The sequence below is a fragment of the Bordetella pseudohinzii genome (genome assembly GCF_000657795.2).
GTDB classification, from domain to species: Bacteria; Pseudomonadota; Gammaproteobacteria; order Burkholderiales; family Burkholderiaceae_B; genus Bordetella; species Bordetella pseudohinzii.
The window spans coordinates 404,313-419,113 of sequence record NZ_JHEP02000001.1 but is presented as its reverse complement, the minus strand read 5'-3'; the positions used below and the strand labels follow the sequence as shown (position 1 = coordinate 419,113).

Annotated in this window: 12 protein-coding genes; 6 read left to right on the top strand and 6 right to left on the bottom strand. The window is 67.2% G+C overall.

Annotated elements, in window-relative coordinates:
- The first annotated feature begins 24 nt into the window (after window positions 1-24).
- From L540_RS01815 to greB, 5 genes are all read left to right on the top strand, one after another.
- Entirely contained in the window at window positions 25-2,304 is a 2,280-nt protein-coding gene (locus L540_RS01815) for a DNA internalization-related competence protein ComEC/Rec2 (protein ID WP_269430861.1), read from the top strand.
- Window positions 2,305-2,392: 88 nt separating this feature from the next.
- Window positions 2,393-3,280, top strand: a complete 888-nt coding sequence (locus tag L540_RS01810) for a DMT family transporter (RefSeq protein ID WP_043211405.1) — start codon at window positions 2,393-2,395, stop codon at window positions 3,278-3,280.
- A gap of 38 nt (window positions 3,281-3,318) precedes the next feature.
- On the top strand, window positions 3,319-4,251 hold the full coding sequence (locus tag L540_RS01805; RefSeq protein ID WP_197085621.1) for an alpha/beta fold hydrolase: 933 nt from the start codon (window positions 3,319-3,321) through the stop codon (window positions 4,249-4,251).
- Window positions 4,252-4,307: 56 nt separating this feature from the next.
- A complete protein-coding gene (locus tag L540_RS01800; protein ID WP_082149524.1) occupies window positions 4,308-5,153 on the top strand; it encodes a 3',5'-nucleoside bisphosphate phosphatase in 846 nt (281 codons plus the stop codon).
- A 54-nt stretch (window positions 5,154-5,207) separates the two neighbouring features.
- A complete protein-coding gene (greB, locus tag L540_RS01795; protein WP_043211401.1) occupies window positions 5,208-5,759 on the top strand; it encodes a transcription elongation factor GreB in 552 nt (183 codons plus the stop codon).
- A 120-nt stretch (window positions 5,760-5,879) separates the two neighbouring features.
- Here greB and L540_RS01790 read toward each other — a convergent pair whose 3' ends face one another.
- From L540_RS01790 to L540_RS01780, 3 genes are read right to left on the bottom strand one after another with little or no spacing between them, the layout of a single operon-like run.
- On the bottom strand, window positions 5,880-6,908 hold the full coding sequence (locus L540_RS01790; RefSeq protein WP_043211399.1) for a DctP family TRAP transporter solute-binding subunit: 1,029 nt from the start codon (window positions 6,906-6,908) through the stop codon (window positions 5,880-5,882).
- Window positions 6,909-6,950: 42 nt separating this feature from the next.
- Window positions 6,951-8,249 (bottom strand): TRAP transporter large permease, encoded by a 1,299-nt coding sequence (locus L540_RS01785; protein WP_043211397.1) that lies wholly within the window; start codon window positions 8,247-8,249, stop codon window positions 6,951-6,953.
- Window positions 8,246-8,779: a TRAP transporter small permease gene (locus tag L540_RS01780; protein ID WP_043211422.1), complete on the bottom strand. Its 534-nt coding sequence runs from the start codon at window positions 8,777-8,779 to the stop codon at window positions 8,246-8,248. Before L540_RS01780 ends, L540_RS01785 begins: the two co-directional genes overlap by 4 nt.
- Window positions 8,780-9,160: 381 nt before the next feature.
- Between L540_RS01780 and purL the strand changes: the two genes are divergently transcribed.
- The gene (purL, locus tag L540_RS01775; protein ID WP_043211420.1) at window positions 9,161-13,210 is read left to right on the top strand and encodes a phosphoribosylformylglycinamidine synthase; all 4,050 of its coding nucleotides are present in this window, start codon (window positions 9,161-9,163) and stop codon (window positions 13,208-13,210) included.
- A gap of 69 nt (window positions 13,211-13,279) precedes the next feature.
- On the opposite strand, the gene L540_RS21185 is transcribed toward purL, so the two are convergent.
- From L540_RS21185 to L540_RS01760, 3 genes are read right to left on the bottom strand one after another with little or no spacing between them, the layout of a single operon-like run.
- Complete coding sequence (locus L540_RS21185) at window positions 13,280-13,945, bottom strand: DUF1353 domain-containing protein (protein WP_082149514.1); 666 nt, start codon at window positions 13,943-13,945, stop codon at window positions 13,280-13,282.
- A complete protein-coding gene (locus L540_RS01765) occupies window positions 13,942-14,268 on the bottom strand; it encodes a hypothetical protein (RefSeq protein WP_048025733.1) in 327 nt (108 codons plus the stop codon). The genes L540_RS21185 and L540_RS01765 overlap by 4 nt, the downstream gene beginning before the upstream one ends.
- A gap of 11 nt (window positions 14,269-14,279) precedes the next feature.
- Window positions 14,280-14,717, bottom strand: coding sequence for a hypothetical protein (locus L540_RS01760; RefSeq protein WP_043211389.1), 438 nt, complete (start codon window positions 14,715-14,717; stop codon window positions 14,280-14,282).
- Between the last annotated feature and the right edge of the window lie 84 nt (window positions 14,718-14,801).

The window sequence follows — 14,801 nt, the reverse complement described above, 5'->3', positions numbered from 1 at the left end:
GCTTTGTGTCCTGGAGCGGCGGTAGTGTGGCGTAGGCGCCTGGCGATCAGAGGGGGGATGGGCTGGCTGGCGCTCTTGGCTGTCTTGCTTGCGCTGGGGCGCGGCGCCTCCTGGGACAGCGGCCTGCTGGCCAGCGAGCATGACAACCAGATCTTTGTCTTGCCGCTGACCGTCGCCAGCCTGGCGCAAGGCGACGCGGCCGGGCGGACATTCATGGCCCGGCTTGATGCCTCGCGGCCGCCTGGTGTTCCGCCCCAGGTGCGCGTGAACTGGCGGGCGCTGCCGGGCGGCAAGGTGCCCGAGCTCGTGCCGGGCCAGCGTTGGCGCATGGCGCTGGTGTTGCGGCGGCCTTATGGTCCGGCCAATCCGCATGGCCCGCACTGGGAGCGGCGCCTGCATGCCGAAGGCGTGGGCGCCACGGCATCGGTGCGCGGCCGGCCGCAGCTGCTGGCCCCGCCCCGGGGCCACGCGCTGGAGCGCGCGCGGCATCGCCTGCGCGCCAGATTGGCCGAGGTCCTGGGCGAGCGTTCTTATGCGGGCGTCATCACGGCCCTGGTCATGGGGGACCAGCAGTCGGTGCGCCCCGAAGACTGGCGGGTCTTCAACCGCAGCGGCATCACGCATCTGGTGTCGATCAGCGGGCTGCATGTGACCATGCTCTCGGGGCTGGCCGCGGCGGTGGCGCGCTGGGTATGGCCGCGCGTGCGCTGGCGCGGACGCTATCTGGCCGAGCGCTGGGCGGCGCAGCGCGCGGCCGCCATCGCGGCGGTGGCCGTGGCGCTTGGCTATTGCCTATTGGCTGGCTGGAGCGTGCCGACCCGCCGCACCTTCTTTATGCTGGCCGTGGTGGCCTGGGCCTTGCAGGCGCGCCTGTCGTTCAGGCCGGTCACGGTCTTGCTGCTGGCCGCGATGGCCGTCGTGGTGCTCGACCCCTGGGCGGTGATGACGCCGGGCTTCTGGCTGTCTTTCGGGGCGGTGGCGATTCTGATGCGCGTGGTCTTGACGCCGCGGTCGGGCGACAGGCGCCAGCGCCTGCGGGCGGCGGCCTGGGATTTCTGCCGTACCCAGATGGCGGTGACACTGGGCCTGCTGCCCTTGCTGGCCTTCTGGGTGGGCGAAGTGTCGCTGGTATCGCCCCTGGCCAATGCGGTGGCCATACCGTGGGTCAGCCTGTGGGTGACCCCTTTGGCCTTGCTCACGGGCCTGCTGGCCAGCCTGCCCGGCGGGCTGGCCGACGGTCTGGCGGGCGGCCTGGGCGTGGCGGCGCACGAGAGTTTCGCCTGGCTGATGCGGGCGCTGTCCTGGCTGGTGCAATGGCCTTGGGCCACGCTGCCCGTGGCGGCATCGCCCTTATGGGTCTTGCTGCTGGCCTTGGCGGGCGTGGCCTGGGCCCTGCAGGGCTGGGGTTGGCCGGCGCGCTGGGTGGGGTGGCTGTGCGTCCTGCCCATGCTGGCCTGGCGTCCGGAGCGTCCGGCCGAGGGCGAGTGGCGCCTGACCGCGTTGGATGTCGGGCAGGGCACGGCGGTCGTGCTCGAGACCGCCCGCCACGTCCTGCTGTATGACGCCGGGCCGCGCCACTATCGCTCCTGGGATGCGGGGGAGCGGCTGGTGCTGCCTTATCTGCGGGCGCGCGGCATCACCCGCCTGGACCACCTGGTGGTGTCGCATGCCGATATGGACCATGCCGGCGGCCTGCTCAGCGTATTGTCGGCCTTGCCGGTGGCGCAGTCCTGGGCGTCTTTCGCCTTGCCGGCCTGGCTGGCGCGCGAGCGGCGTCTGCGCGAGCGCGATGGCGAGGCCTTGCCCGCCGTATTGCCCTTGCCGGCGCGCCAGCACGAGTGCCGCGCCGGCCTGGGCTGGGAAATGGACGGCGTGCGTCTGCGCTTTCTGCACCCATCGGGCGAGCGGGCGCTCTGGCCCAAGGGCAATAATGCGCGCAGCTGCGTCTTGCTGATCGAGGGCCGCTCGCAGCGGGCCTTGCTGCCGGGCGATGTGGCGGCCGCGCAGGAAAGAGACTGGGCGCCCAGCCTGCCCGCTGTCGAGGTGGTGCTGGCGCCGCATCATGGTTCGGCCGGCTCCTCCAGCCCGGCGCTGGTGGCCGCCGCCCAGGCCCGCCACATCATTGTCCAGGCCGGCCGCTTCAGCCGCTTCGGGCATCCGGCGGCGGCGGCCGTGCGGCGCTGGGAGCGCGCGGGCGCCCATGTCTGGCGCAGCGACCGCGATGGCGCGGTGGTGGTGGAGTCGGGCGCCCGCCTGCGCGTCAGCGGCTGGCGGCATGAGCGCTGGGACGGCTTTGTGCCTTGACTGGCCTTATGATTCGAGCACAGCCTGGACTGGCCGTGGCGGCGGCGCGCTACCTAGAATGGGCGCACGCTTTTATCCTGCCGCAACCATGAGCCGACGTCACGCTTTCATCCTGCTTGTGCTGGTCGCCATCTGCTGGGGGTTGAACTGGCCCTTCGGCAAAATGCTGCTCGAAGACCTGCCGCCCTTGTGGATAGTCCTGCTGCGCTCGGCGCTGGGCACGGTCGCCTTGTTCCTGCTGTGCCTGGCGCGGCGGCGGCTGGTGTGGCCGCGTCGGGGCGATTGGCCGGTGATCGCTTCGGTCGGCGTCTTGCACATGACGGCGTTCTCGGCCCTGGTGAGCGTGGGCTTGAGCCAGGTGAGCGCGGGGCGGTCGGTTCTGCTGGCCTATACGACACCGCTGTGGGTGCTGCCGCTGGCCGCCGTGGCGTTGCGCGAGCGGCCCACCCGAGGGCAATGGCTGGGGGCGGCGCTGGCCTTGGCGGGCCTGCTGGTGCTGTTTCAGCCGGCCGGTTTCGATTGGCGCGACGGCGCTGCCTGGCGCGGCAATGTCCTGATCCTGCTGGGCGCCATGTGCTGGGCCGGCAGCATTGTCTATATCCGGGCGCACCGCTGGCTGACGCCGCCTTTCGAGCTCACCTTCTGGCAGGCCTTGCTGGCGACCCTGCTGCTGTTGCCCATCACGCTGGCGCTGGAAGGCCCGGCGCGCTTTGCCGTGAGCGCGCGGGATTTCGGCCTGCTGCTTTATGGCGGGGTGTTTGCCATCGCGGTGGCCTATTGGGCGCTGACCACGGTCAATCGCGCGATCCCTTCGGGGCTGACCTCGCTGGGCCTGTTGCTGGTGCCGGTGGTGGGCATCCTCGGTTCGACGCTGTTGCTGGGCGAACGGCCGGGACCGGAGCTGGCCGTCGCCGCGCTGTGCATCATCTCCGGCGTGGTGGTCAGTCTTTGGGCAAGGCCGTCCGGGCGGGGGTAAGATGGACCTCAATATGTTTCCCGTCTACAGGGCCCGTCATGTCAGAACCGCGTCTGGATTCCGTCACCTGCGTCAGTCCGGCAGGGTTTCATCGCATGGCCTATTGGGAGTGGGGCGATCCTGACAATGCGCGCGTGCTGGTGTGCGTGCATGGCCTGACGCGCAACGGCCGGGATTTCGACCATCTGGCCCGGCGCCTGTCGGCGCGCTATCGCGTGGTGTGCCCGGATGTCGTGGGACGCGGGCAGTCGGATTGGCTGACCAATCCCATGCACTACACCATTGCCCAATATGCTTCGGACATGATGACCTTGCTGGCCCGTCTGCAGCCGGCTTCCCTGGCCTGGGTGGGCACTTCCATGGGCGGGCTGATCGGGCTGGGCCTGGCCGGCGCCCTGGGTCTGGCGCGCCAGGCTCACGCCGCGCAGACCCATGCGGGCGCGCCCTTGCCCGCCGCGCAAGACCTGCGCTTTGACCGCATCGTATTGAACGACGTGGGCCCGCGCCTGCAGCGCGGGGCGCTGGACCGCATTTGCGAGAACGTCGGCGCGCCGGGGATTTTCAACACCTTTGACGAAGCCGTGCAGGCCACCAAGCTGGCCTGCGCCACCTTCGGGCCGCACAGCGAGGCGCATTGGCAGGAGTTGGCCGACCACAGCTATGTGCGCGAGGGCCAGCACTGGATCAAGCGCTACGACCTCAATATCGCGCTGGCGCTGGCCGCCCAGGCCAGCCCGCAGGCTTATGAGGCCGGCGAGCGCCTGCTCTGGCATGCCTATGAAGGGCTGGATTGCCCCATCCTGGTGTTGCGCGGCGAGCAATCGGATCTGTTGACCGAGGCCACCGTCCAGGAGATGCGCCAGCGCAATCCGCGCACGCAGGAGGTGGTGTTTCCCGGGGTCGGGCATGCGCCTACGTTGATGACGCCGGAACAGATCGCGCCCGTCGCCCGCTTTCTGGAGGCGGATTGACAGAACAGGGACGGACGGTATTTTCCAGCCGCTTCGGCCAGGCCTACAATAGCCGCATGGACAGCGCCCGCCTCAATATCGATTTGCATTGCCACTCCACGGTGTCCGACGGCATGCTGCCGCCGGCCGAGGTGGCCCGCCGCGCGCGCGCCAATGGGGTGGACGTCTGGGCCCTGACCGACCATGACGAAGTGGGCGGCCAGGACGAGGCCCGCGTCGCGGCCGCCGAAGTCGGGCTGCGTTATTTCACGGGCGCCGAGATCTCGGTGACCTGGGCCGGGCAGACGGTGCATATCGTGGGGCTGTGCTTTGACGATAAAGACCACACCCTGGTCGAGGGCCTGCGCAAGACGCGCGCCGGCCGCGCCGGCCGCGCGCTGCGGATAGGCGAGCGCCTGGCGGCGCTGGGCATGCCCGGCGCCTATGAGGGCGCCCTGCCTTTTGCCGGCAATCCCGAGCTCATCAGCCGCACGCATTTTGCGCGCTACCTGGTCGAGGCGGGCTATTGCCCCGATGTGCAGACGGTATTCAATAAATACCTGGGCGACGACTGCCCCGGGCACGAGCCCATGCAATGGGCCACCCTGGCCGAGGCCGTGGGCTGGATACGCGGGGCGGGCGGCCGCGCCGTGATCGCGCATCCCGGCCGCTACAAATACACGCCCTTGCAGTTCGCGGCGCTGTTCGACGAGTTTCTGCAGCTCGGCGGCGAGGGCATCGAGGTGGTGACTGGCAGCCATACCGCGCAAGAAGCCGCGCACTACGCGGGCGTGGCCCGGCGTTATGGTTTCCTGGCCTCGCGCGGCTCGGACTTTCACAGCGTGCGCGAGAGCAAGGCCGACCTGGGCCGCCTGCCTCCCCTGCCGGACGACCTGAAGCCGGTCTGGCACGACTGGCTCTGAGCCTTCCCTCCTGACCCGGCGCCCGGCTGGCGCCTCATACGCAGCGGTTTTGCCATGAACAAGGCTTTTGTCAAAGAATCCGATCGCGACGACGACGAGGATGTGCCTCAGGCGCAGGCATTGCCGGCGGGCACGCGCAACTACATGACGCCGGAGGGGTATGCGCGTCTGCGCGACGAACTGGCCCACTTGATGAATGTCGAGCGGCCCAGCGTGGTGCAGGTGGTTTCCTGGGCGGCGTCCAACGGCGACCGCTCCGAGAACGGCGATTATCTCTATGGCAAGAAGCGGCTGCGTGAAATCGACCGGCGCATGCGTTTCCTGACCAAGCGGCTGGACATCGCCGAGGTGGTCGATGCCTCGCAGCAGCCCAACCGCGACCAGGTGTTTTTCGGCGCCACCGTGGTCTATGCCGACAAGGCTGGCGAGGAACACACGGTGACCATCGTCGGCGTGGACGAGGCCGAGCCCCTGGCGGGCAAGATCAGCTGGATCTCGCCCGTGGCGCGCGCCCTCATCAAGGCCCGCGAGGGCGACACCGTGGTCCTGCGCACGCCGGGCGGGGTGGAGGAGCTCGATATCCTGGAGGTCCGCTATCCGGACTGACAGCGGCGCGGGCAAAGAAACGGGCGCTGGCTTGTGGCCAGCGCCCGTGGTTTGGAAGGGTTATGACGCCCCTGCCTTGCGTCGGTGGCATGCGCCACCGCTTCCCCCTTGGGCTGCTGCTTATTTCTTACGGTTGGCGATGGACTTCTCGGCCATGTTGACGAGGTCTTCGCCGATCTGTTTTTTCCATTTGTCGTAGACGGCCTTGGTGGCGGCCACGAAGGCGGCGTGCTGGCCGGCATCCAGGCTGGTGACGGTCACGCCATGGCCCTCGATCTCCTTGAGCAGGGAGGGATCTTGCGGCGTGACGCCCTTGCGGGCGATGACGATCTGCTGCTTGGCCGAATCCAGCGCCGCCTGGCGCACGATGTCGCGGTCCTTCTCGCTCCATGAGTTCCAGACGTCGCGGTTGACCACGTAGATGAGCGGATCGGCCACGTAGTTCCACAGCGTCAGATACTTCTGGCCCACAGTGTAGAGCTTGGAGCCGGTATAAATCGACAGGGGGTTTTCCTGACCATCGACCGCGCCGCTGGCCAGCGCCGGCTGGGCGTCGGCCCAGCTCATCTGGGTGGGATTGGCGCCCAGCGCCGTGAAGGTGTCGATGTACAGCGGCGAACCCACCACGCGCAGCTTCATGCCCTTCATGTCGGCCGGCGCCTTGATCTCACGCTTGGAGTTCGAGAGCTGGCGGTAGCCGTTTTCGCCCCAGGCCAGCGGCACGACGCCGGCCTTGTCGATGTACTTGAACATCTCCTTGCCCACGTCGCCCTGGACCAGCGCGTCGATGGCGGCATAGTCCGGCATCAGGAAGGGCAGGGAGAACAGATTGAGCTGCTTGACCTGGGGCGACCAGTTGATGGTCGAGCCCACGGCCATGTCGATCACGCCCTGGCGGATGGCGGTGAACTCGCGGGTCTGGTCGCCCTGCACGAGCGAGGTGCCCGGATACACCTTGATGTTGATGCGGCCCTGGGTGCGCTCGCGCACCAGGTTGGCCCAGATCTCGGCGCCCTGGCCCCAGGGGAAGGTGGTGCCCACCACGATGGACAGTTTGTATTCCGGCTTATAGGTCTGCGCCTGGGCCTGGGGCAGGGCCAGGGTGGTGGCGGCCAACAGGGCCGCGCCGAACAGTCTGGATAGCTTCATGGTGTCTCCTCCGTTTGTGCTTGCTTTGTTATGGGGCCGGGCCTAATAGCCCAGCCGATGCGGCAACCAGAGTGCCAGTTGCGGATAGGCCAGCACCGCGATCAGCACGGCCATCATCCCGGCCAGCAGCCACAGCACCCAGGGCACGGTCGATTCCATGGGCACGCGCGCGATGCGGCAGGACACCATGAGGTTGACGGCCAGCGGGGGCGTGAACTGGCCCAGCGCCACCTTCAGGGTCAGGATGACGCCGAACCATACCGGATCCCAGCCGTAGGCGTTGGCGATGGGCATGAGCAGCGGCACGAAGATCAGGAAGATGGAGATGCCGTCCAGGAACATGCCCACCGTCATCAGCAGCACGATCAGGAGCGCCAGCACGCCATACTCGCCCAGGCCGGAATTGACGATGGCATGGGTGATGGGATCGATGACGCTCAGGGTGGACAGGGCCCAGGCGAAGATGCCGGCCAGCGTGACCACCATCATGATGACGGCCGACAGCTCGGCGGCCTCGCGCAGGATGGGAAACAGATCGCGGACCGTGATCGTGCGGTGCACGCACATGCCCACGAACAGGCCATAGAAGACCGCGACCACGGCGGCTTCGGTCGGCGTGAACCAGCCCATGCGCATGCCGCCCAGGATGAGGACGGGCGCGGCCAGGCCCCAGAGCGCTTCGCGCAGGCTGGCCCAGAAGGGCGGGCGGGGCAGCCTGGCCTCCAGGTGGCCCATGCCATGTTTGCGCGCCATCCACACGGCCGGGATGATGAGCGCGAAGCCGGCCAGGATGCCGGGCACCATGCCGGCGGCGAACAGCGCCGGCACCGAGGCCTGGGGCACCAGCACCGAATAGATGATGAAGGCCACCGAAGGCGGGATGAGGATGTCGGTGGCCGCGCCGGCCGCGACCACGGCGGCCGAATAGGGCTTGGGATAGCCCGCGCGCGACATGGCGGCGATCATGACCGCGCCCACGGCGGCCGCGCAGGCCGGCCCCGAGCCGGAGATCCCGCCCAGGAACATCGCCACGAAGATCGAGATCATGGGCAGCATGCCCGGACCCCGGCCGACGATGGCGGTGGCGAAATCCACCAGCCGCTTGGCCACGCCCGAGCGGTCGAAAATCGAGCCGACCAGCACGAACATCGGAATGGCCAGCAGCGGATACTTGGCCAGGCCGGCGTAGAAGTTCTGCGGCACGGCCAGCAGGCCGAACCAGGCGACATCGGTATTGGACAGCGCGATGGCGGCCGTGCCGGCCAGGCCCAGGGCCACGCCCACGGGCACGCCGATGACCATCAGGCCGATGAAGACGAGAAACAGCAGCGCCGCGATCATTGGCCGGCCTCCGGGCGGCTGCGCGCCAGGCGGATCAGCGATCCCAGCACGCGCAGCGTGATGCCGGCCGCGAAAATGGGCAGCCAGATGGAGTACCACCAGGTCGGCACGCCGATGGCGGGCGAGGTTTCCTCGAAGCGGAACTCGTCATAGACCAGGCGGGTCGACAGCACGGTGAGCAGGACAAAGAAAGCCAGCACGCAGGCGTTGGAGATCAGGCCCAGGATGCGCTGGCGCCGCGGCGTGCCGTTATCGGCGATGATCTCGATACGGATGTGGTGGTTACGCACAAAGGCCAGGCTGCCGCCGGCCATGGTCAGCACGATCAGCAGGAAGACGGAGATCTCTTCGGTCCAGGCGAATGACTGGTCGGTCAGATAGCGGACCACGACATTGGCGAAGGTGATCAGGGCCAGGGCGGCCAGTAGGATGACGGCCAGCCAGTCCTCGATGGCGAGAGGAACTTTGACCGGGGGATCGGTTTCCGTGGGGATGATGGGTTCGAGCGGCTCTTCTTGGGGGCGTTGCATCACGAACTGCGGCAAAGGCTGATGAACAGCTCTGATAGGTAAAGGGGAGGCTGCATCCTACCGTCGGGAAATCGCCGCATGTCTTCGTGTTTTCCCGCGGTGCGGGGCGATTGCAACATGCTGCAGAGCAATAATTCGCGCTTACGCCAGCCTGAAAGTCGCGAATAAGCGCAGGATGTGCCCCATTGGGGTGCATGAGAGGGCGCGGGTTTATTGCGATGCAGCATGCCGCTTGCGGCCCCAATGGGTGATTTTGTAACAACTGCGGCCGGCGGGCGCTTCGGGCCGGAAATGAGCTTCCTTGGGGTTTGGTCCGGGTTTACCCCGCCAAGCAGGTAAAATCACGGTTTGTTCCTCTTTCTTCCCTACGGCGCCCGCATCGTGTCCCTTGTCCAGCATTTGCCCGGTTCCTCCGTCCTGTCCTCGTTTCGCCGTGAGCGGCTTCTCGCGCAACTGAAAAAGGCCGGTCTGCCGGTGGCGGACGTATCCGCCCGCTACGAACATTTCGTGCAAACCGACAAGGCCTTGTCCGCCGAGCAGCAGGCCCATCTCGTCCAGCTGCTGGACTACGGCACGCCGGCCGCCGGCGAGCCGGGCGCCAAGAGCCTGGCGCTGCTGGTCATCCCGCGCCTGGGCACGATTTCGCCCTGGGCGAGCAAGGCCACCGACATCGCGCACAACTGCGGCCTGGACAGCGTGCACCGCATCGAGCGCGGCGTGCGCTACTTCATCACGCCCGAGCGCGGCCTGCTGGGCAGCAAGTCTTTCGATCCCGACATGCTGGCGCGCGCGGCCGACTGCCTGCATGACCGCATGACCGAGACCGTGGTGCAGGGCGATTTCGACGGCCAGGCGCTGTTCACGCCCCTGGCCGGCAAGCCCATGCGCACCGTGGCCGTCAAGGCCGAGGGGCGGGCCGCGCTGGAAGCGGCCAACAAAAGCCTGGGCCTGGCCCTGTCCGAAGACGAAATCGATTATCTGGCCAAGGCCTTCGGCGACCTGGACCGCGATCCCACCGACGTGGAGCTGATGATGTTCGCGCAGGCCAACAGCGAACACTGCCGCCACAAGATCTTCAATGCCGAGTGGGTCATCGATGGCCAGGCGCAGCCCAATACGCTGTTCGGCATGATCCGCGCCACGCACAAGGCCCAGCCCCAAGGCACGGTGGTGGCCTATTCCGACAACGCGGCCATCATGGAAGGCGGCCCCGCGCAGCGTTTCCAGGCGGGCGTGCCGGGCGTGGCCGGCGAGGGCGCCGAGGCCGCGCGCTATGTGCGCCGCGACACCGTCGTGCACACCCTCATGAAGGTCGAGACGCATAATCACCCGACCGCCATCGCGCCCTTCCCGGGCGCGGCGACCGGCGCGGGCGGCGAGATCCGCGACGAAGGCGCCACCGGGCGCGGTTCCAAGCCCAAGGCCGGCCTGACGGGCTTCACGGTGTCGCACCTGCGCTTTGACGACGCGCTGCAGCCCTGGGAAGCCGATCATCACGGCCTGCCGGACCGCATCGCCTCGCCGCTGTCCATCATGATCGACGGGCCCATCGGCGGCGCGGCCTTCAACAATGAATTCGGCCGGCCCAATCTGCTGGGCTATTTCCGCAGCTTCGAGCAGACCGCCGGCGGCACGCGCTGGGGCTATCACAAGCCCATCATGATCGCGGGCGGCCTGGGCAGCATCGACGCCGGCCTGACGCACAAGGATCCGCTGCCGCCGGGCGCCTTGTTGGTGCAACTGGGCGGGCCGGGCTTTCGCATCGGCATGGGCGGCGGCGCCGCCTCCAGCATGAGCGTGGGCAGCAACTCGGCCGAGCTGGATTTCGATTCCGTACAGCGCGGCAACCCCGAGCTGGAGCGCCGCGCCCAGGAGGTCATCGACCGCTGCTGGCAGCAGGGCGAGGCCAACCCCATCCTGGCCATCCACGACGTGGGCGCCGGCGGCCTGTCCAATGCCTTCCCCGAACTGGTCAACGACGCCGGCCGCGGCGCGATCTTCGACCTCAAGCGCGTGCCGCTGGAGGAGTCCGGCCTGTCGCCGGCCGAGATCTGGAGCAATGAATCGCAGGAGCGCTATGTGCTGGCCATCCTGCCGCGGGACCTGGCGCGCTTCGAGGCCATCGCCCAGCGCGAGCGCTGCCCCTATGCGGTCGTGGGCGTGGCGACCGAGGCGCGCCAGCTGCGCGTGGTCGACGGCGAAGGCCTGCCCGGTCTGGACACCGTGCGCGCGCAGGGCGCCGACGAAGTGCGTCCGGTCGATGTGCCCATTGACGTGATCCTGGGCAAGCCGCCGCGCATGACGCGCGACGTGCAGCGCCTGCCGGGCGTCTCGGCGCCCCTGGACCTGGCCGGCATCGACCTGACCGAAGCCGCCTATCGCGTGCTGCGCCATCCCACCGTGGCCAACAAGAATTTCCTCATCACCATCGGCGACCGCACCGTGGGCGGCCTGTCCAGCCGCGACCAGATGGTCGGGCCCTGGCAGATCCCCGTGGCCGACGCCGCCGTGACGCTGGCCGATTACGAAGGCTTCCGCGGCGAGGCCATGTCCATGGGCGAGCGCACGCCGCTGGCCATGCTGGACGCGCCGGCCTCGGGCCGTATGGCCGTGGCCGAGGCGCTCACCAACCTGGTGTCGGCCGATGTGGCCCGCCTGGAGGACATCAAGCTGTCGGCCAACTGGATGGCTGCCTGCGGCGTGGCCGGCCAGGACGCGGCGCTGTATGACACCGTCTCGGCCGTGAGCGAGCTTTGCCAGGCCGTGGGCCTGTCCATTCCGGTGGGCAAGGATTCGCTGTCCATGAAGACCACCTGGACCGAGGGCGGCGAGTCGCGCCAGGTCGTCGCGCCCGTGTCGCTCATCGTGACCGCCTTCTCGCCCGTGGGCGATGTGCGCGCCAGCCTGACGCCGCAGCTGCGCGGCGATGCCGGCGACAGCGTGCTGATCTTCATCGACTTGGGCCGCGGACGCCACCGCATGGGCGGCTCCATCCTGGCGCAGGTCTACAACCAGGTCGGCGAGACGGTGCCCGACATCGACCAGCCGCAAGACCTGCGCGCCTTCTTCGTGACCATCCGCACCCTGGCCGAGGCCGGCACCATCCTGGCGTATCACGACCGCTCCGACGGCGGCCTGTTCGCCACCGTGGCCGAAATGGCGTTCGCCGGCCGCACCGGCGTGTCGATCAACCTCGACATGCTGACCTTCGATCCGCAGTCGGCCGATTGGGGCGATTACAAGATCCGTCCCGAGCAGGTGGCCGTGCAGCGCGATGAGCTCACGCTCAAGGCCCTGTTCTCCGAAGAAGCCGGCGCCGTCATCCAGGTGCCGGCCTCGGAGCGCGACGCCGTCATGCAGGTGCTGCGCGGCGCGGGCCTGTCGGCCCACTCGCATGTCATCGGCGGGCTGAACGCCAGCGACGAGATCGAATTCTTCCGCGACGGCAAGAAGATCTGGGGCCAGCCGCGCGCCGAACTGGGCCGCGCCTGGAGCGAGGTCAGCTACCGCATCATGGCGCGCCGCGACAACCCGGCCTGCGCCCAGGCCGAACTCGATGTCTGGAATGACACCACCGATCCCGGCCTGTCGCCGCGCGTGGCCTTCGACCCGCAGGAAGATGTGGCCGCGCCCTTCATCGCCACCGGCAAGCGTCCGCGCGTGGCCATCCTGCGCGAGCAGGGCTGCAACAGCCAGGTGGAAATGGCCTGGGCTTTCGACACCTCGGGCTTCGAGGCCGTGGACGTGCACATGACCGACCTGCTGTCGGGCCGCATCGACCTGGCCGGCATGCAGGGCCTGGTGGCCGTGGGCGGCTTCAGCTACGGCGACGTGCTGGGCGCCGGCGAAGGCTGGGCGCGCACGATACGCTTCAACAGCAAGCTGTCGGATCAGTTTGCCGCCTACTTCGCCCGCCCCGACACCTTCGCCCTGGGCGTGTGCAACGGCTGCCAGATGATGGCCGCCCTGGCGCCCATGATCCCCGGCGCGGAATTCTGGCCGCGTTTTACGCGCAACCAATCCGAGAAGTACGAAGCCCGCCTGTCGCTGGTCGAGGTGCAGGCCTCGCCGTCCATCTTCTTTGCCGGCATGGAAGGCGCGCGCATCCCGGTGGCGGTGGCGCATGGCGAAGGCTATGCCGACTTCTCGCAGCAGGGCGATGCCAGCCGCGTGCTGGCCGCCGCGCGCTATATCGACAACCGCGGCGCGCCGACCGAAGCCTATCCCTTCAACCCCAACGGCAGCCCGCAAGGCCTGACCTCGGTGACCACGGCCGATGGCCGCTTCACCGTGCTGATGCCGCACCCCGAGCGCGTGACCCGCAATGTCATGATGTCCTGGGCGCCGGCGCAATGGGGCGAGAAGGACAGCGGCGGCGCCTATACGCCGTGGATGCGTTTCTTCCGCAATGCGCGGGTGTGGCTGGGCTGATCACGCTCTGACACATCGAATGAATCAGCCGCCTTCGGGCGGCTGATTCGTCTAGGCCCGGCTTATCTATCAACCCTTGCGCAATTGCGTGAACTTTTTCGCCGCCGCCGCGCAGACGGTCCGGATAGAGTCGACAGGAGTATCGGCCACCACCGTTCCCTTGGCCTGAACGGCATTTGCCTGGATCTTGGCGAGAGTGGCCTGAGCTTCGATATTGCCATCCATCAACTGCTCGGTATAAGCGGCGGAAAAAAAACGTGGCTCGCCGCCAGCGCGAGCCTGCCGGTTGTTATCCCAGGCCGCGACGGCGAAGCCTGTGCGTATGCCTTGGTATATGCGGTCGGCCGTGCTTTTTTTCATGCCGACCTGGATCATGCTTACATACATCACCGCATCGGCTTCGTCGCGGCTGCAGGGCTGCTCCCAATAAAGGTAGTCATGCAGTATGGCGGGGGCCAGTGTGTCTTCATGGGGCGACTGCCACCACCACAGCATCTTCGGAATACTCGCCAGGTCAGTCAGAAAGCCGGCCGGTACGCTCATGCTGTTCACAGCATCGGCTGAAAATCGCAGCGCATGCGAGGTCATGAAGACTGGCGGGTCACTAATGGCCAACTGTGTCACGCTGGGCCGACCCACCGACACGCAGCTGGCTATCACGCAGGCCGCGGCCATTGCGACCAGCAGATGCAGGGCTCGGCGTGCCTGCGGACGCATGGATGTTGTCAGGTTCATAGGAAAACCTTGAATGCTGCCGAAACGATGAGGGCGATCAATCCGTTGACGAACTGGTCCAGGGCGACTTTGGCCAGACCTTTTTGTTTCAGGGACATTAATTCGGCCAAGTCCCGCTTGCTTCTTACCAGCCAATCGAAGTCGTCACGGCTGAGCTCGCCCAGGGCCAGCAGGCGGCTCCAGCGTTCCAGATCCTGGCGAGACTTCTGTACGAAGGCCCGCGCGTCCGCCGTGGCCGCCTGCCTGAGTGCCGACCAGCTGTGCTCCGCATATTCGATGATGTCCTTGTCCAGCGATTCAAGAAACTGCTCGAACGTAGCCATGGTGCGCCTCGCTATTTGTCTTTCCCGGTGTCGGGTTTGCGCTTGCCGCTTTCCAGCTCGATGATCTGATCGAATTGGTCGGAAATGACGCCCTTGGACTCACGCACCGAGGCCGGGCTGAGTTTCTTCTGGCTCTGCCAGCGGGCCAACAGGCCCCCGATTGCATGACGCGAGGGATCGATCAGGATGGCCCATTGGCGCGTGATTTCGTCATTCTTGGGTCGGCCCTTGGCGTACTCATAGGCCTTGGCCAGATTTAATCGCAGGGCTTCAGCTTCCTTGGCATGCTGTGCATAGGGCTCGCCGGCCTTGTCAATGAGGAGCAGGGATTCGGCCTTCAGAGCGGTGGCCTGTTCGTATGCCTTTTGATTGAAGACATCAATGGAGCTGCATGCCACGAGCAGCAGGCAAGCGATTACCACCAGGCAGCCCCTACGCATTATTTTCATAATGGTTCCTGATGTTTTTAAATGTTAATTAAAGCTAGGTCAGCTGGCCGGATGCGACCATAGGGACTAACCAGGAGAAAAAGG